The following is a 17,302-nucleotide window of genomic DNA, read 5'->3' as shown; positions in this document are numbered from 1 at the left end:
GCGTGCGCTGGGCCGGCACTCACTCAAGTGCAGCCAGAGCGCTTCATGGCCGCTTGCCGCCCTCCTGGGATACCCGGCTCGGCACCGGCCTCGCCCACCGCGATAACGGGCTACATGTGGGCTGCGTGCACTGCGCAACCGACGCGCCTTACCGGCCACCGTCGGCCAGGTAAAGGCACCGATGACTGCGGCATATCCGCAGTTTATTGGTGGTCGTGGCGCCCGGTCGTGGTAAGGTGAAACGCACTAGGAGGCTCCCATGGAACACGACAATACACACCTGCCTCAGCGTCAGCTCCGAATGGTTCGTCGCCGCCTCATCGCCGGTACAGTCCTGTGTGCCGTCATCAGCGTGTGCGCTGGATACGGCCGCGGGGCCGACTGGGAGACGTTCGCCGCGGGCACGTTAATGCAGGCAATCGGCGCGATCATCATTTGGCGCTTCTTTCATGATAACGCTCTAGGGTGGACGATTGGTGTGCTGTCCGTCTCGCGCAGTGACCACCCCATCGCCTTCAACGTAATGCTGGGGTCCTACCTCCTCTTTGGGTCCGCCATGATGCTGATAGGTGGTCTGCACAGCGCACACTTCGTTTAGCGACACATTGATCACCCCCACCTGATCGGCGGTTTGAGCACCGGAGTGATCAAAGGGCCACAAGCGCCAGACGAAAAACTATGCCGTTAGCATGCCCGGCCCGGATTTGGGGCCTCCAGTAGACGGGACGTCATCCAAGTCGGCGCCAGGCCGATCCACCTGCTTCTGAAATGCTTCACGATTTGTGATGTAGTGCTGCGACGTTCTCGCATTGGGGCTGGTGGCGACCTCATTAAGCTCCTTTCCCTTGTCTGCTGCCAGGTCACGCTCACCAAACATGACTCCATCAAATGCATGCAGTGCCCGGACCCGGTCGCCCTCGACCTTTGGGTCATACAGCTCTAGTTTGAGGCCTGTCGAACTGAGTTTATCAAGCAGGCTCTTGTCCGTGCCCCTCGGGATCAGGGCCCCTTCAAACTCATTAAGTTCTACCGCTCGCTGAGTTTTCACCTCAAAATACGCCGTCGGGGCGCTTCGGAGATTCTCGATATAGGTGTCGATCGCTTTTCGCTGGTCGTCAGTAAAATCAAATAACCAGTCACCCAGGGAATCGCCCTTCTTCATGTAATGCTTCACCATGTCAGTGATATCATCCACATACCGGAAGCTGTCTGCCTGATAACGATAGGTGCTTTTAAACTTATCCGTGAGGCTCAGTAACTCATCGTTGAGCTCCCTTCCCCGCACATCCATATCTTTTTGAGATACGATCCGGGCCATGTTGTCTTCCACATCCTGGAAGTTTCGGAATTGTTTAGCGCCAATAGCGCGTACAGATCCGGACCCATAGTTAAAGTTCTCCCCATCCCTGACCTTTCTCTTCATATATGAAGTGATGTTATCTAGGGTATAGGCCTTCTTTTGGGGGTCCTTACCATCTCGCGATATTTTGAAGTAGGCCTGACCCAATGCCGGAGTAAAGATATTGGATACAAATTCATCAAATTTTGAACGGTTCTTGTCAGTCACTGAACGAAGCCTCTTACGGATTTCATTCTCATCCAGTACCTTGCCCTCCTCGAGGGTACTTTGGTCCATTACAAGACGCGGTATGAGGTTATGAGGGGGTATCATGCCCTCCTCTGTGTCTACCATGCACTCAGTGAAGACCTTCATGTAGTGATCTATCTCTTCGTCTAGGAGCTGTCTATCGTCTACACCCTCGCATCTGGCATTCGCTATTGCTTCTGCCTGTTCGCGGAAGTAGCCGATTAGGGCTTTACCTAGAGGTAGGAGCTTAGGGTCATTATGGGACCAGTTAATGCAATCTGGGTTCTTCTTGAGGAATTTTCGCACTTCCTTGTTCTTTGAGGTCCCTTCTAGCAGATCAGGGTCTTTCATGGGTATACGTGGGTTTCTACCTAGTGACCTGGCAAAGGCTACCAGTACTACGGGATCATAGAGGGCTTCTTTAATCGCTCCCTGTATACCATCCTTTTCCAATGCGCCCTGCCATGCACCCGCATGGCATGAAGTTCCCATGTTGTGAGCAACCTCCTGGAGGGCCTCTAGGGTCGCTTCCACATCTCCGTATCTCACCTTAAAGAGCTGCCGAGGGTATCGAACACTATAGACGTCAGCATCGAATACTGGATGCTTGCGTGGATTAGCCATGTCCTTGGGAGCAATCAGCGTGATATCTCCAAATCTGTCAAAGGGAATATCGTCCCGTATGATTGCTAGAGAGGGACACGCCAGACCTCCCAGCTCGATAGCATGCCTCAGGTTTTCGCTGTCGAGGTTGTGGACTGCTATTAGCTTTGCCATAGTGAATATCATTACTCAGTGGTGAGTAATATTGTATCACGATCGGATAATTCCTCAGCGCATATTTACACCGCTGCATTGGTCGAAAGGTGTTGCGCACACACGCCATTTTCACTGGCGATAGTGGGTATCTGTAGATTTTTGCGCCATCGGTTTGGTGGGCGGGCGTCAAGCAGGCATCCCCCTTCACGGCATGTACGACACGTTCACGCTACCACTGTGCTCGTGTCCCGCTTGTCCTACCTACTCGCCTGACGCCCGCCCATTGATTGGTGCTCGAGGGGAGGATCGAACCCGCAAGCCTTGCGGCACCGGAACCTGATCGCGTCTACCTATTCAGCCACTCGAGCGAGACTTCACTCTGGCTGGCGCGTCCGGTGAAGTCAAATGAATACTGTGTAATTTCACTTTAAAAGTATATTTTTCGGTGTACAAACGGCCCGCCGGATAGGCTGTCTACCTAATAATACCGCCGTATAACCGAAGCCACGCACCAGATCGTCACCAAATGACTATTACGCAACGCCGTTTAATATCATACAATCGTAGAACCAGAGAATTGTAACTGTATGAAGCTGGATGCGGATATAAAGACCAACAAGTTGAGATAGGTTCGATGACTAAAAGATACATGACGGCAGTATTTGAATACGACGAAGGTGCAGAACTGCCAAGGCTTATCACTGAAGCTTTTTCTAGTGAGACAATGGCTTTTCACGATGCAAAGGTTACTGCTGTATCTATGGAAGACGAAATTACGCGTGTAGAAAAGCTCGAACAGCTCGAACAGCAAATAGAGGATTAGGTGAATATTAAGATAGCTGATTTCATAGCTCAGACGAACCCTGTCGATGCTATTGCTCGTTCTAGAAAACACGATATACCAAAGTCAATAAAAGAATATCTAGTTTTGGTCAACCTGCGGCCTGCTGGAATGATTTTGGCCTCTTGTATATCACCTATGAAGCCATGGCCGTGGACTGAACATTCAGTTACAGAATGGCGTTCGGAATTTGAGCGCAACAACGGACTATTCATATCAATATTTCTCCGACTTGATAGCTTCGGCAATGACGATGAATTTCTTTCGCTGTTTGATCCGGTAGAAATTGAATATAAAGCGGCCTTGAAGAGGCTTAATTGGATTGCTAAATATCTACAAAGGCCAGAAGCCCGACTCGAAAAGATACTTAGTAGTATTGAAGATGGCCTTAGTACTCTTGAAAAGGGGTTTGCAGATTGGTCTGTCAAAAACCGAGAACTGATAGAAAAGGAAGTGGACAGCCTTTTGGAAAACATTGAGCTAAGAAACGGTAACGCTTATGAAGATCTTAAGCGGTGGCAGCCTGGATGGCATTCTGGATCGTAATGAAGGTATGCGATAGAGCCGCCTCAGTTAATTTGGTATTGGGCGGGGCTGTTCTGGGATGCCTAGTGCTGATCGCCTGGGTCGCGGATGAATTTACCGGCATCATTTCTAACAAGAAGGGCTGATTGGATTGTGGCGGTCGCTTTAGGGAGTCGTATTGTGATTACTGCGGGGCCACATATTTCCGAGTATTTCCTTTTAGACAACTATGGAGGAAAAACCGTTCTTGGGATTGTCTGTAAGGATGGCAAAAGTGCGTCTTTCTTAGAGGGAACGAAAGCAATTTCTGCTGATGATCAACTGAAATCGGCTATTCAATAGTTTAGGTGGGAATATGGATAAAGTTAGTCTATTAAAATCAGCATTAGTCGCTGTAGTGATTAGTGTATTCGCCGCAGGTTTACTCGCATTTATTCTTCCTTCCGAGGGATCAGGCACCGACTTTGCTGAACTCTATACCATGCTCCCCTTGGCCAAGATATTAATTGTCGGCGCAATTGGGATGTACGCTGGAAAGTTCGCGTACTTGGAGTTTGAAAAACAGCCTATCGGAGACGGCAAGTAGCCGTATTGGACTATGGCATTCATTATTATGTTGATACAGTTTCTGGGGACTTCAGGCTCACTTTTACTCGGTATATCGGCGGTGGGTACACATTTTCAAGGCGGGAGCGAAGCGACTAGAGAATTCGCATACGCTGGAATTTTCCTTTGGGCTGCTGCACTTGGGGTAATCTTGGTTGTATTCGCTATCGCAACGATAACCAAGAAATTTAGTAAGGCTCAAAGCTGAGACCGCTGTGTATTTTCGAGTCAAACACGTAGAGGGAGTAGGATTTTTCCCGCAAGTGAAGACAGGACGGCTTAAGCCGTGGAAGACGGTGCTGAACATATCAGGCTCGTTGTCGCTGTCCTGGGAATCGTACCGAGGACTGCCGACAAAAACACTTAGCGCCGCGCTGCACGATTGCTTCAACTTCGATCGCACCAGTAAGCACATGCCTTTGCTGGATGAACAGCCCTTAAGAACACTTTCAAATTAGACATAGCGTTACCATCGGGCTCGCGACTGAAGAACAGCCGCATGCTTCACAGTGCCCACCGGAGCAGTCATGCTCCACAGAATCCTCAATGTGAGTGCAATGCTCTTCCATACAAATGCCAGGCACACTACATTCAAACGAGTATTCCTCGATCAAACCTTCGATGTCATCGTGCCCGTATGCGCCTGCCAAGTGCGCTAGTTTCTCTTGAGTGTCCATATCCTGCGTCTCCCGTTGTGCAGATCTTTAAAGTAACCGAAAAGCCCGCGGCCGCACGGGACTAGGAAAGTGCGCATCATGAGGCCAAGGCGTGATACTCCTTTTCGGTGATCACGGTAACTCCGAGCTTTTCGGCTTTGCCTAGCTTCGACGCCCCGACCTTCTCGCCAGCTACCAGGTAGTCGGTTTTCCCAGAGACTGACGATTGGACATTCGCACCTAAGGCGCGAGCCGCGGCTTGCATCTCTTCGCGGGGCAAGGACAGCTTTCCAGTGAAGACAATGCCTTTTCCATTCAGCTCGCCCTCCGAGACTGAATCACTGCTCCCGCAGGCGGTTTCTATCAGCGCGAACCCGAAGCCATGGATTTTCTCTATTTCGTCAATGCGATTTTGGAGTTCGGCCGATATGCTTTCGCTAGTGACGGCGCCAAAACCGTCAATCGCGCGTATTTGGTTCGCTGTGATCCCTCTAAGTTCGCCAATGGAATAGTGCTCAAGCAGCCTGCGCGAGTCGCCTCGACCTAAGTGGCGTATGCCAAACGCCGCTAAAAAGCGCCAATCCTCGACAGCCTCAGTGCGGCTTCTGAGTACTTCAGCCACCAAGTTCGCACATTGACCCGGGCCTAGCCCCGCCCGCCCGAAATCCGCGACAGTCGCCGTGTAAATATCCGTTAATGAAAACTCCTGGTCGGCCAGCATTTGGCAGGTACTGGGGCCAAATCCATCGGCGTTGCCCAGCGTTTTAAAGAAATGCTCTATTGCACTGCTACGAGCAGCCGCACAGTCGTCTGCGCGGCAGTAAAGGAAATCTCCGTCCCAGGTCAGGGTAGATTTGCAGCATGGGCATGTATCAGGGACAGCTACGACGTCGGCCTTTCGCGTAACACCCAGTATTTTGGGGATTACTTCGCCTGAGCGCACCAGTGTAACTTCAGCCCCCACCCCCAGACCGGATGCGATAATGTTCCCGGCGTGGTGTGCCGTGACACGGGATATCGTGGCATTGCTTAGCCGAATTGGCTCAACCTCAACCACGGGGGTGATGCGTCCGCCCCGGCCAACCTGCCAGGCGATCCCGCGAACGGTGGTTGACCCGGACTCCCCGACCTGTTTCATCGCGATCTGGTTGTTGTGGTGGTGCGACGTAGACCCCATATGATCGGCAAGGCCTTCACCGAGCGCTTCGACTACCGCTCCATCGGTAAGGTAATCAACCGCTTGAGCCGCCCAGCTGTAGAGAGAGCCGAAGTCACTGAGCAATGTCTCAGCGCTCACCGTCTGCGCAGGAATGTCGTCAAAAAGTACTAGCCGGATTGCTCCCGCTGAAAGCGCGTCAACACCCTCCTGGCCAATCTCATCAGACGATGCGATACCTGCCACGAAATTGCGCGGATGCTCCATCACCTCCGCAAGCACGCTATCGAAATATGGTTGGTGGCAAACAATCTCACCGGCCTGAAAATCGCCGGTCACAGTACCTTCGATCTGCACACCAGCGTCGAGCAGCCTGGTAATGTCCGTACCTCGAATCCCGTCACCACGCGTTGCAAGCACTCCGTTGTACAAGCCCGCAGCAATACCGTCGAGTTTTGGCGTAACTCTGAAAAATACGCTGTCGGCTGAAAGCCCCAATGCGCTCGCCGCGGACAGTACCCGCTTGACGAACCGCTGTACGCCGACGTCATCTTCTATGTAAACCTTGTCCGTACTTAGCATCGGCTTTTCGTGGGTAATTTTTGCCGTACTAGCGGACTCCGGCTCTACCGTCACCAGAAACTCGTGCTCCGGGTCGCGGTTTGCCAGTTCGGCAAGGTAAACATGGTCGTATTCGTGGTCGGACATGATCGGACTGCCTGCACGGTAGGCCGCATTTGCTTTCGTTAAGAAAGCGACAAGTTCTTCCGTGGGCATTGATTCTGGGGATAGGCTCATTTTCACTCCTGTACGCTCAATTGCTTTACATGAGTCACCGTATCGTAATTTCGATCAAAGACATCAGATCGGGGAAACCTCGACCGAAGCCCCGCTCACCCCCAACGAACCCTTACTGAGAAATAGTCGCTGATCCAGCCGTGGTGTAGTAACATCTCACTCCTCTGACACCGAAGCCTGCCTTTCGAGGCAGCAATCTGGAGCACGATATGCCAGACGTAGCGCCCTTGCCTTCGCAAGTTGCATCCGTACACACGTCCGATTTCTGGTACGCGCGGCCCAACGATGAGCTGGTGCTCTCTCCAATTCGCCTCACACGCTGGACACAGAAGCGCCGAATCCGAATTTACTGCTGCTCTGACCAAGACACTGGTTTTTACTTTGGCGAGATACAATTGGCCTCAGAACCTGTAGACATGATGGGGTTTTTGGTCAGGGCGTGGCTCGAAAAGCCCTGGCACCTCATGAAGGGAATGCCTAGCGCGGTTGGGTTTGTGCGTGATTGTTGGCACATCCCCCAGGTTGCGCAAGACACACAGTTGCTAAACGCCATCAGCGTCAAGTCCACTGTGATCGACTCTGACGAGTTCCACAGCGCCTGCCTGGACGAATATCAGAAATCGCTATCGGACGCCCTTTTGGTAAGTCGTAACGATGCTGAAACCGATACCGTGTCTTGTGAGGTGCTAGGTGCCCTCGCCAACCTATCTTGGTCAAACCTACCTCGTCCGGAGCAAAGCAAGACGGTGGTCCCGCTCCGTCGCCCCTTCCCAGAACCAGCGCTACCCATCATGGACTCTCTATACACAGAGGCAGGGGCGTGGCGACAAAGATTGTATCTTCACTGGCCCGTCATTAGCGCTGGCAGCTCACAGTCGCAGCATAAATTGCCCAGCCAGTAAGCCACTGTGATTTATAAATATACAAAAAGCGCGGAAATTCACGTAAAACGATTGATAATAAAATGAAAGCCGCTATTATTGATGGCGTGAGGTTGTCATGCGCCTTGCACTCGGCGATTCAGCGGGTCGCCAGGTAAGTGCTACATCTGGAAGACGCCACAGCCGGCAGCTTCTGGGATCGGTGTCAGAGTCGATTTGAGCAAATACCATTGCGGCGGCATTACCCCTGTACTGCCGCCGCTTTTTTATTTCAAGATACAGTTCTTGAGAGCCTACATTCCCTACTTTATGTTATTTCACGCGCTGGTCCGCGCCAAACAGCAAGGCAGGCAAGCCCTCGAACCGGCTTAAGGCTTTATACGCCCCTGGGTGTCGCTTTTGAAGATCGACGCGCCGCGTAATTCCTTCGCTGCGGACCAAGTCGCGAATAGCCTGTTCCGACCACGTTTTGCGATCTTTTTGCGGACCAAATAGCTCTACCGCCAAGTCAGGGAAATCCTTTTTCAAGGCCGTATAGGCAGGTGCACACGCTTCGGCCAGCTCTCCCCGGGCCGTAATGTGGCCCAGTCGAACAAGCTCCCTGATATCGTCTTTGCTCCACTCGTGGCCACGAGGCCTGAAGGTTTCAGGCCTGAAGCATCTCTTGATAATCATCGGCCACCTCAGACCGTATCGTGCCTAAATTGTGGACTGGTGTATTGTTGAACAATACGCCAGACGGCGCGTATCCGGCGCTTAATACCGGGCACCCAGATATCCACGCCGAAGAAGTCGCCCAAACCGCGTTCGTATACCTCTTCATCAATGCGCAAAGAAATACGATCAGTCAGCTCTGCTGTTGGTGCCCCATCATACGTGTCTGGCAGGACCACCGACTTAAATCTCGCTTCAGATGAGCCGAAGATTGAGTCGTAGCTACGCAGAGCATCTTCACGATCATAGAACCAGTCATACCCGCCTACGCTGTTCCCAGGCAATGGATTGAAGATTACCAGCCAGATAGTTCTCATCTTAATCCTCATCTCCTGTGTTGGGTACAGATAATCCCTCGTAAGGGGTGAGGAACCCTGCCCATGAGGGTATAACCTCGGTCGAGTCAGGCCCCCGCCTATCGCCACAGCGATCATCCTGCAGTGCGGTTACATTGTGTCCCGGAAAGAATGTATCGAACACCTGATCGCGGGGTGAATTCGCTGCCTTCTCGGATTCCGAGCTGCTTTGCGAGCTGTTGTCTTTGGGGTAATGAAAATTCATGGCGTCTCCTCATGCGACTTGAAAGGAGAAAGTACCGAATACTCATTGCGCCGCTCAGATGCGGGAAAATGCCGGACGCGAACGCTTTATGGCTGGAGCGAAGCCACTGCCCGCCGCGGGGTGGATGTTGGCAGGCATAACGACTGTCGAGAACCATCCGAAGAGCCATCAGAATAATTCAGGACTGGCGCTCACACAGTGTCTTGCCAAATATTAAGCTAGCGGAATGTAGAAAAGCGCTTCAATTGTTTGGGTTTGCGGGATATTCTAATTTACACAAATATCACACTGTAAAGGCGCCATTTTCGTTTTGCGATGGGAATGGAGAACTCTCGAACTGGAGAGGTAAGATGATGAAAGAACTCACCGCTGGTACGCCGGTAATGGCTCCCACAAATCAAGGCGAACTCGCTAAAGGACGAATCATGGACGTCCTTTCCATGCAATATTTTATCGAATTCGACGACGGGATTAGGACGGCGTTCGTTTTTAAAACAGAAAAGCTGGACGTGTTAAAAGAAGACGCGACAACACGGTCTTAGCGCGCGAGGAGCTTGATCAGTTTCCGATCGACTCCCTGCCGATCAAAATAAGTGCATACTTCTGGGTCAAAATACCATCTAGTATTGCTGTAGCCGATTCTAGTGACCACCTTGTATAAGCCGGCTCCAGACGTGCTGGAAGCGGGCGCCAGCTCAATGCCAGTACCATCCGTCTTCTGTACGGCCCCCCATTCACCCTCTAGCGTTTTTCCTTTAAGAGTCGTGGAGAATGTTCCATCTTTATTGAACGTCCATGTCCGTCCATCAGCCCGATGATTGGTGTAGTTGCCAAAAGCTGAGTCGGGCAGGTGTTTCGTAGAAACTTCATTGTCGCCCAATTGAAAAGCTAAAGACTGCGCGCTGATAAACGCCAAAAGGAAAATACCGAAACGCATGACAGGTCCTTGCATAGTCTGCCGATTAGGAAAAGGAATAAGAATATTAACAAATGATCGCAAGGCGTAAACTGATAACTAGAGATTCCCTGCGTTTACGTTGTTTTTCAGATCAGGTGGCTTCCAGACAGGCAGCGCGCCGTAGCTCAAGGCAAAGCATCTCGATGAACGAAACGGGATCACGCTGCAATAAGATCAGGATTCAGCCACAGGCCATCGGCATCTCGGAATCGGCTCGCTGAGCCGAGCACGTACTCCCTGTTGGCATCCGTGGTGATCCATCGACGTCCTTCCAGCTCTGCCGCCAGTGCGGACGTGCCACTCCCTCCAAAGGGATCAACAACTAGCTGGTCTGGACAGGACAGGTAGTTGACAAGGAATCGAACCAGGGCAAGCGGTTGAGGCGCACCATGTGCCGGCAGGCCAGCCGCCCGGGCAGCTCGCTTGTACCTGTTTTGGTCGCCACATGTATGTGCGTACTCCAAGACGTTGCGCGGTATTCGCCCACCCCCATGCCTACGAAAGCTGTTGTCGCCCCGCCGGTATTGCCCATCGGAAAAGGACTTAGTAGCTTTCTCTTCCGGGCGATCTAAGTAGGCCAGATACCGCTCAGTGTGGGGCTCGAGAACACGGCGGTTATCCGCGCCCCACTCTGCTGGACAAGGTGAAAGCAGGTAGATCGGCTCCCACTGCACACACAACTGCTGCCGCGTTTTCGAGGCCCACTGCGTGGGTGCTGGCGCTTTAGCTCGATTTTGCCAAACGAGTTCATCCATTTTATGCAGGCCAAGGCGGTCGAACATAGCAAGCACCAAGCGCTCTCGATACAAGGACCGCTCGGGCGAGCCCGGCACAAATATGTCGTTGCTCACATTGAGAGCGATTGAGCCGGAGCTGGTTAGATTCTTAACCACCGGCTCCAACGCCGCGCACAAGAAATCAATGTACTCAGCTTCATCGTTGATGGCGCCGTACGCTCGCTTTTGCCGTAAATAGGGTGGCGAGGTGACACATAGCGTTATGGGTGCATCCAAGTTATCGAACACGGAGTTACACAGACCCCAAACAGCCGCACCGAGTTTAGTGGAATACCCGACCAGGGACACAGTGCCAATCGACGTAGATAGATCTACCCCCGCCTCTTTCGTGAGCCGCCAGAATCCCTTCTTGCCTTCGACGCGCTCAATCACACCTGCATTTTTCAGCGTTTGCTGATGCCACCTGACCTGCCGTTTAGCCAGAGAGGTTTTATTTGCAGTTTTTCCGACAGGCGAAGTTTCCTGCATTGCAGAAGTGCTGATGCCGAGTGCTGTAGCGATATTACTGTAAAGCTGGTCGTTGCTGATTGCGCGACCGCCAGCAAGCGCATAGGCAGCTTTAACGTCAAAAAGTTCAATTTGCTGAGTAGTCGCCGGCATAGCGTGCTCCGAAAAGGGTGTTGAGCAGGCAGATTACCCTATGCGCTAGTCGGCGCTCGGGGCGCGGAAAGCGCCATCCACACTAGCTGTCGAACCAGAACACCACACGGGCCTTGGAACTGGCTTCAGGTACGTCACCCGCTACTTTGCTTTTTGGATTAAGCGCAGCAGCGTGTCGCGCTGGCGTTGCCTAGCAGCGTCTCGGGCTGCGTCTGCGGCTGCGTCTGCGGCGTCGGCTTCGGCTGCGGCTCGGGTTGCGGCTTCGGCTGCGGTTCGGGTTGCGGCGTAGGTTGCGGCGTAGGCTGCGTCTGCGGCGTAGGCTGCGGCGTAGGCTGCGGCGTAGGCTGCGTCTGCGGCTCGGGCTGCGGCTTCGGCTCGGGTTGCGTATCTGGCTGCGTAACTGGGTGCGGCGGCTCGGGCTGCGGCTCGGGCTGCGTCTGCGGCTGCGTCTGCAGAGTGTTCTGGCCATGTATCGCCCCGCGCCAAAATATCCATACCCTCAACGACCGGATCTATCACCGCCGCTATTTCGGTCGATACCTTGGGTAGCGCCCGCAACTCTTCCGCAAGGAATGCCCACACAACGCGGGTCAAGTCTTTACCGTCGCGTCCCACTGCGGCGGGGAAATCGGCAAAAAAGGCTACGGCTTCGTCGCTTGGTAGGTGCTCAAATACGTTTTCGCAGACTCTCGCGAGCATGACGGGTACGCCGTATCTGTCTTCGAGTTCTTTCGGCTCACTGCTATGCGCGAGGCACCCAATAAAACACCCCTTGAAAGCTGCTCTGTCCCAATACTCGCCCTGGGTGACGGCGTCTGCCTCAACGTGCTTTTTTACCTCGGCGGTCAATAGGTCGTGGTTTTCAGTCAACATCGTCATTCTCCTGTTTCGTCAGCGACACCAGCGCTTGCGCGTGCAGCTTTATTCAATGTTGTTTCTCTGGCGGTTTGGGAGTGCGCCAATGGTGCGGATACGAACTATCTGCTCGCCCTGGGAATCCATTGTAATCCAGCTCACCATTCGGCTTGACCGGGACGATCCATGGCCTAACAGTCTCCTCTGCATCCAAGGCAGCATCAGTCTGCGCACCTACCTCACCCCCATCAGCAACCGGGTTGGAAGTCACCTTCCCATGGGTGTCCGTCAGCTCGGTAGCGCCGTCATCGTCGTTCCCGGCATAGGCCATACACGCAGCCAGAGTAGCCGCGACCAGCGCAGCTCGTGTCGAGTTAAGATATTTCGTCATCTACTTCCTCCAAAAGGTCGAGTTGCTTCGGGTCCAACGGATTTTCGTCTATGTCCCCGGCCATCCATAATCCCAGTAATTCCCAAACAGATTGCCTGTCCTGCCTATCTGGGGGTGTATTGCGAATCATTGCCGTCACGTATCTCCTGGGCGTGACCCGCGCGCTGCCCTGTCTTGCTGTGCGCTATTGTTAAACCCATTGCTAATCCACCCGTCATCCATTTTTGCATGATCGGCAGTAGCGCCCGTACCCGGTCTTTAAGCTGCTGTCCGAGAACGCGTCTTTTTCCTTTATTTGATCACAGCGCGAGCATTTTTTGTGAGTCCCGGCAGCTAGTCCTTGGATGTTGCCAACCGTTTTTGCCTGCATTTCGGCCAGCATCTCGTGCTGACTGGCGGCGGCGTCGAATTCATCAAAGATCCTGTGAAGCCGGCGGTCGAGCTCAGTGACCGGATCGCGCCCAACGTTGAAGCGGTTTATCCTGAGAACCTTGTAACCGTATGATTCGAGGACCAATTCGCGCTCTATGTCGGCGCCTGTCAGGTAATGATCCCAGTTACTGGCATCCACGCGCTCCCGCTGTGTGAAATGATGCTCCAGACCGTCATATTCAAGCACAACCTGTGCCACGCCGGTATCCCGAGTCAGACGCAACAGGAAGTCAACCTTGTAGGCCGGGTGTTGGTACGATGGATCCAGTGCTTTTAGGTAGGTGCCCAGCTCGAACTGAGGCACGATTTCCAGTTCACCCTGGTGCGACGTAACAAACGCGCTTTCGTTCAACCACTGCAGGACCTTCCTTTCCATGGGGGAGTTGGCGTCAACTTGATCCTCGGTTGGGGCCGTCTTTGCCGCCTCGTAGGCATCACGGTAATGCATCAGCGCCTGTCGTGTGGCGCCTTTATATTCATCTATGGGTTTTGACAGCAGGAAGACCAGTTTTTCTTTGCCGCGCGAGAACCCGACGTTCAGCCGCTGGAATTTGAGCTTCCCATCCAACTCATCCTCGGACACGCGCAGGTCTTTGGGGAAGATGTAGTTCAATCGGTCCATAGACCGAGTCGCGACCATCGAGTAGAAAATCACGTCCCGTTCTTCGCCCTGGCAGGTGTCAAACGTAAAGATGGCGATCTTGAGCCGGTCTCTGAACTGTTCGTATAGCGGGTGGTCTGATATCTGCCGTGCGATCTTCTGCTGCTGCTCGCGAAAGGGGGTGATTACAGCCGCCGTTGGCGGCTCATCGAGGGTGAGCAAAGCCTCAAGACGCTCAATGATAACGTCGGCCTCCCAATCGTTTGCATTCTTGTGGATCTCGAGAGCGTCAGGCTCATCATTCTCAACAAATTCAAGCACTTGGTCGATAGGCTTACCGCGAATCTTGAGCACTTGCAGGCTTCCGTCATAGAAGAATTTAGACGAAAAACCAATAATTTCGGGGTATCCCCTAAAGTGCTTTCTTAACTGTACGCTGTAAGAGGTCGTAAGATCGAAGAAATCCATAACCGAATTTGTGATATTCAGTTTCTTGAGCCGCTCGATCGCCGATAGGTCCCCCTGCGCCACCGCCGTATCGAATGTCTCACGCACTTCTGCGAAATACGCGTTGTTGAGTGCTATAGAGGCCTGCGCCGTTTTGACGTTACCGAACTGGCGCCTATCCCCCATAACGATCATCTTTCGCGCGCGGAGAATGGCTGGCAGGGCCTGTGCGATAGAGACCTGCGATGCCTCATCAATAATGACAAGATCAAACAGTTCCGATTCCAGCGGGATGAACTCTGCATATTCGCGCAGCCCCGCGATCATGCAGGGGAAGGCCTCTTTCAGTACCTTAAACTTGTCGGCCGGGAACTTGCCTTTGCTCCGAATGATCTGCAAGAGAGTCTTGGCGTCTGCGCGTTGCTTGGTGACGAAATTGACCACGCGCTCATCAATAGTGGTGGTTAGCACCTGGGCGTTCAAATCCTCAAACTCCGTCTTGCCCGCCAGGTAATCAAAATCGGGTACCGCCGCGAACGCCTCAGACAGCTCCGCCTCATCCGCGCGTAAGCGCTCGTAATCGGAAAAGAGTTGAAGCGCCGCGGTGTCTGCACCGATCAGCTGAGAGAGCGACGCCGGCACCCCCAGATCCTCGGCCAGCCTGTCGTGCCGCACCGCCAAATAGTCCGCGATAACCTGGGCGTCGTCATCACTCAGATCGATACCGCAAGAGAGCATTTGGAACAGCAAGGCACTGCGCTGCCCCGACAGCCCTCGACTCTTCAGCAGCTTCGCTAAACCATCCGGCACCCCGGCGAGTGCTCGCAATGTATCCATATGTTGCTGGGGCTTTTCGAAATACTGCCCGCAAGTCTCCTCGATATCTCGCGCGAGCCCCTTCACGCCACTGCCTGCAAAGATATACCCGAACACTGGCATCCTTAGGTCGGCAAGGTCATTGCAGAGGCGTGCCAGTTGCGCCGCATGGGTGAGATTAAGATTCGGGAATTCCCTGGCGAGCAAACTGAGGTTCGCATCGGCGTCGCCGACCAAAGCCCGGAGCTCGTACACAAAACCCAACGATAGGAAATCATCGTCTTCCTGGCCGGCAAGGTCGGCGAAGAAGTCTCGGTGCCTGTCCAACAGGCGGTGGAAGCGGATCACCGCCTCAAGGTCGCGCTCGCTATCTTGGCTCCAATCATCGGATTGGGGGTGTGCATGGCGGAAGGCCGACTCTCTCGCGTGGAATTCACCGACCTTGCTCATGTCGATAGCGGCACAGGCATCAATGCTGTCAGTGACGCCCGTTTTCAGACCGTCACGAAGATTGTCATATTCACGCTCAAATGAGGCCCTGCTCGCGTTAAACGTGTGGAGCGCGGTCTTGATGTTTTGAATCGATGAATTCTTGACGATATTAGCGTAGTTCGAGTCGGTCTTACCCAGTCGCAGAATCGGGTTAACGTAGGCGGCCTCACCCCCACGGATGCGCTCGATCACATCGTTGAGCTTCGCCTGCACCACATCCAACGCCTCCGTTTTGTCTGACAGCACCAGGATGTTGCGCCCTTTGAGGATCTGCTCAAACGCTATGGCTGCGATGGTATGCGATTTGCCAGTACCTGGCGGGCCTTCAACGGTGATAAAGCGTCCTTTGTCGTTCCTGACCGCGCACAGTATCTTGCGCTGTTCCTCGGCCAATGGCAGCGGGCTTTCGAACACCAGCCTGTCAGGCGTACTGCACTGCTCCCACTCTTGATCAACTTCATGCTCGATGGACACTGGGTTGGTCGTCAGGAATCCTTCGAGAAGCTCGGAGAAGTGCTCCATCAGCTCCCCTCCCTCACCGATGCCCGTCATCAGGGCCTCGTAGTCGTTGACGATAGACTCATCCGACTGGTCGCTCAGAGAGAAGGTGATGTCATTGGTGATTTTATAAGTAGGGCCCCGCGCCACTGTTTGGCCTTTCGCCTTGAGATCGACCTCGCCCTCGGCTTGCAGCCCAATCAACACCTTATAAAGTGTCTCCTCGGCGAGTGAAATAAAGGACTGGTCTTCCTGTTTGTAGAAAATGCGCTCAGACAGAGGGCTGGGTATGGTGGACTTGGTTGCAGCCGCCAGCTCGCCCACGACAAAGTCGATAGCACGCTTGTTCGCAAACAGGTGCGCCTGGAACTCCAAGCGGATATCCGGCCCTTCGGTCGTTGCGGTCACCGGTATGAAATACAAGGGGAAGGTGGCCTTGTCTGCCCGCACCTCGCCAATGTTGAGGTAGATCACCGTGTTATCGAGAATCTGCCGAGAGGACAGCATCTCTCGCAGTTCTGTGTACACATCTGAGGCACCGAAGTCAGCGAAGTAGCGCGTCAATATGGCGGTAATACGTTCTTTGTCACAGAAACGCTCCGCTAAGGCGTCCCATGCCGCCCGGTCCTTGGTGATAATCAATTCACTGATGGCGGTCGGGATAGCATCGCGGGCCTCTTCGCAGATCAGGCCCACAATCTCGGCATCAAAGGTATTAAGCTGGTCAGCGGCCGTAGCCACAGACGCCTGGCCTTCAAAAATGGGGCCCAGCAGGTCCAGCACTGGTGCAACGACTTGCGAGTGAGCGTAGCTCTCAATGTCGTTACCCACGCGCTCGGCAATCAATTCGAGATCCGGTGTTCCGTCGACTGACGCTAAAAATGCCCGGCTGGCATCCAGCAGGCCAGGCAGCTCGCTCGTGTCTGTCTTGGCGATTGATGCGGCGATACCGGACGACAGCGCAGCAGGAAGTGCTGATCGATACTTGTTCGGTGAAACCTTAAAACTGGCGACGGTCTTTTGCGTGAGCTTCCCGACGAGCAGTGTTCGGAATGCCGTGTAGCGCTCTGTTCTAATGCCTACTCGGTTGTTCTGCCTATCCCGTGTCGCGTATTGCCGCTTGGGGAGCCTCGCTTTGTGGAAGGACGTCTCCAGGAAATTGGCGTAGTAACCGGATAGCGACTGTAGGAAGCGCTGCAAGCCGGACGCCTCAGCTGCCTGCGGCTCAGTGCTAACCTCGGCCGGCTCGATATCATCCGTCTGTTCATGCGTTCTATTCATGCTCCTGCCTCCATGCCACAAGCCAAAGACCGCCTGTGAAACCATCGTA

At 53.5% G+C, this 17,302-nt stretch carries 16 protein-coding genes; 6 read left to right on the top strand and 10 right to left on the bottom strand.

Features of this window, described 5'->3' with window-relative positions; translation table 11 throughout:
• Window positions 1-259: 259 nt before the first annotated feature.
• The gene (locus A3709_RS11540; RefSeq protein ID WP_066054518.1) at window positions 260-598 is read left to right on the top strand and encodes a hypothetical protein; all 339 of its coding nucleotides are present in this window, start codon (window positions 260-262) and stop codon (window positions 596-598) included.
• Window positions 599-676: 78 nt separating this feature from the next.
• On the opposite strand, the gene A3709_RS11535 is transcribed toward A3709_RS11540, so the two are convergent.
• On the bottom strand, window positions 677-2,365 hold the full coding sequence (locus tag A3709_RS11535; protein ID WP_066054517.1) for a hypothetical protein: 1,689 nt from the start codon (window positions 2,363-2,365) through the stop codon (window positions 677-679).
• 616 nt (window positions 2,366-2,981) lie between these two features.
• Here A3709_RS11535 and A3709_RS11530 point away from each other — a divergent pair.
• The 4 genes from A3709_RS11530 (at window position 2,982) to A3709_RS11520 (ending at window position 4,299) form a co-directional block, all read left to right on the top strand.
• Window positions 2,982-3,170 (top strand): hypothetical protein, encoded by a 189-nt coding sequence (locus A3709_RS11530; protein ID WP_066054515.1) that lies wholly within the window; start codon window positions 2,982-2,984, stop codon window positions 3,168-3,170.
• The gene (locus A3709_RS11525) at window positions 3,171-3,734 is read left to right on the top strand and encodes a hypothetical protein (protein WP_066054514.1); all 564 of its coding nucleotides are present in this window, start codon (window positions 3,171-3,173) and stop codon (window positions 3,732-3,734) included.
• 87 nt (window positions 3,735-3,821) lie between these two features.
• Entirely contained in the window at window positions 3,822-4,055 is a 234-nt protein-coding gene (locus A3709_RS23245) for a hypothetical protein (RefSeq protein WP_156507707.1), read from the top strand.
• A 13-nt stretch (window positions 4,056-4,068) separates the two neighbouring features.
• Window positions 4,069-4,299 carry a hypothetical protein gene (locus A3709_RS11520; RefSeq protein ID WP_066054512.1) on the top strand — a complete coding sequence of 77 codons (231 nt, stop codon included), beginning with the start codon at window positions 4,069-4,071 and terminating at the stop codon, window positions 4,297-4,299.
• A 773-nt stretch (window positions 4,300-5,072) separates the two neighbouring features.
• Here A3709_RS11520 and A3709_RS11510 read toward each other — a convergent pair.
• The 4 genes from A3709_RS11510 to A3709_RS11490 form a co-directional block, all read right to left on the bottom strand.
• Window positions 5,073-6,929, bottom strand: coding sequence for a BRCT domain-containing protein (locus A3709_RS11510; RefSeq protein ID WP_066054508.1), 1,857 nt, complete (start codon window positions 6,927-6,929; stop codon window positions 5,073-5,075).
• 1,193 nt (window positions 6,930-8,122) lie between these two features.
• Window positions 8,123-8,485 carry a hypothetical protein gene (locus A3709_RS11500; protein WP_066054505.1) on the bottom strand — a complete coding sequence of 121 codons (363 nt, stop codon included), beginning with the start codon at window positions 8,483-8,485 and terminating at the stop codon, window positions 8,123-8,125.
• A gap of 8 nt (window positions 8,486-8,493) precedes the next feature.
• Window positions 8,494-8,841, bottom strand: a complete 348-nt coding sequence (locus A3709_RS11495) for a hypothetical protein (protein ID WP_066054503.1) — start codon at window positions 8,839-8,841, stop codon at window positions 8,494-8,496.
• Between the two features lies 1 nt (window position 8,842).
• Window positions 8,843-9,085, bottom strand: coding sequence for a hypothetical protein (locus A3709_RS11490; RefSeq protein ID WP_066054502.1), 243 nt, complete (start codon window positions 9,083-9,085; stop codon window positions 8,843-8,845).
• Window positions 9,086-9,435: 350 nt separating this feature from the next.
• Between A3709_RS11490 and A3709_RS11485 the strand changes: the two genes are divergently transcribed.
• Window positions 9,436-9,627, top strand: coding sequence for a hypothetical protein (locus A3709_RS11485; RefSeq protein ID WP_066054500.1), 192 nt, complete (start codon window positions 9,436-9,438; stop codon window positions 9,625-9,627).
• Here A3709_RS11485 and A3709_RS11480 read toward each other — a convergent pair.
• The 5 genes from A3709_RS11480 to A3709_RS11460 all read right to left on the bottom strand — a co-directional run bounded on the left by A3709_RS11480 (window position 9,624) and on the right by A3709_RS11460 (window position 17,253).
• Window positions 9,624-10,022 (bottom strand): hypothetical protein, encoded by a 399-nt coding sequence (locus A3709_RS11480; protein ID WP_066054499.1) that lies wholly within the window; start codon window positions 10,020-10,022, stop codon window positions 9,624-9,626. The two genes, A3709_RS11485 and A3709_RS11480, sit on opposite strands and share 4 nt — an antisense overlap.
• Before the next feature lie 179 nt (window positions 10,023-10,201).
• On the bottom strand, window positions 10,202-11,440 hold the full coding sequence (locus A3709_RS11475) for a site-specific DNA-methyltransferase (protein WP_066054496.1): 1,239 nt from the start codon (window positions 11,438-11,440) through the stop codon (window positions 10,202-10,204).
• Window positions 11,441-11,581: 141 nt separating this feature from the next.
• Complete coding sequence (locus A3709_RS23240; protein ID WP_066054494.1) at window positions 11,582-12,313, bottom strand: hypothetical protein; 732 nt, start codon at window positions 12,311-12,313, stop codon at window positions 11,582-11,584.
• A 52-nt stretch (window positions 12,314-12,365) separates the two neighbouring features.
• Entirely contained in the window at window positions 12,366-12,686 is a 321-nt protein-coding gene (locus A3709_RS11465) for a hypothetical protein (protein WP_066054492.1), read from the bottom strand.
• A 214-nt stretch (window positions 12,687-12,900) separates the two neighbouring features.
• Window positions 12,901-17,253: an AAA domain-containing protein gene (locus A3709_RS11460; RefSeq protein WP_066054490.1), complete on the bottom strand. Its 4,353-nt coding sequence runs from the start codon at window positions 17,251-17,253 to the stop codon at window positions 12,901-12,903.
• Window positions 17,254-17,302 lie beyond the last annotated feature (49 nt).

It is taken from the genome of Halioglobus sp. HI00S01, assembly GCF_001635445.1.
Lineage (GTDB): Bacteria > Pseudomonadota > Gammaproteobacteria > Pseudomonadales > Halieaceae > Halioglobus > Halioglobus japonicus.
Note: the sequence above shows the minus strand (reverse complement) of the source record. Positions and strands in the feature narration are given on the sequence as shown.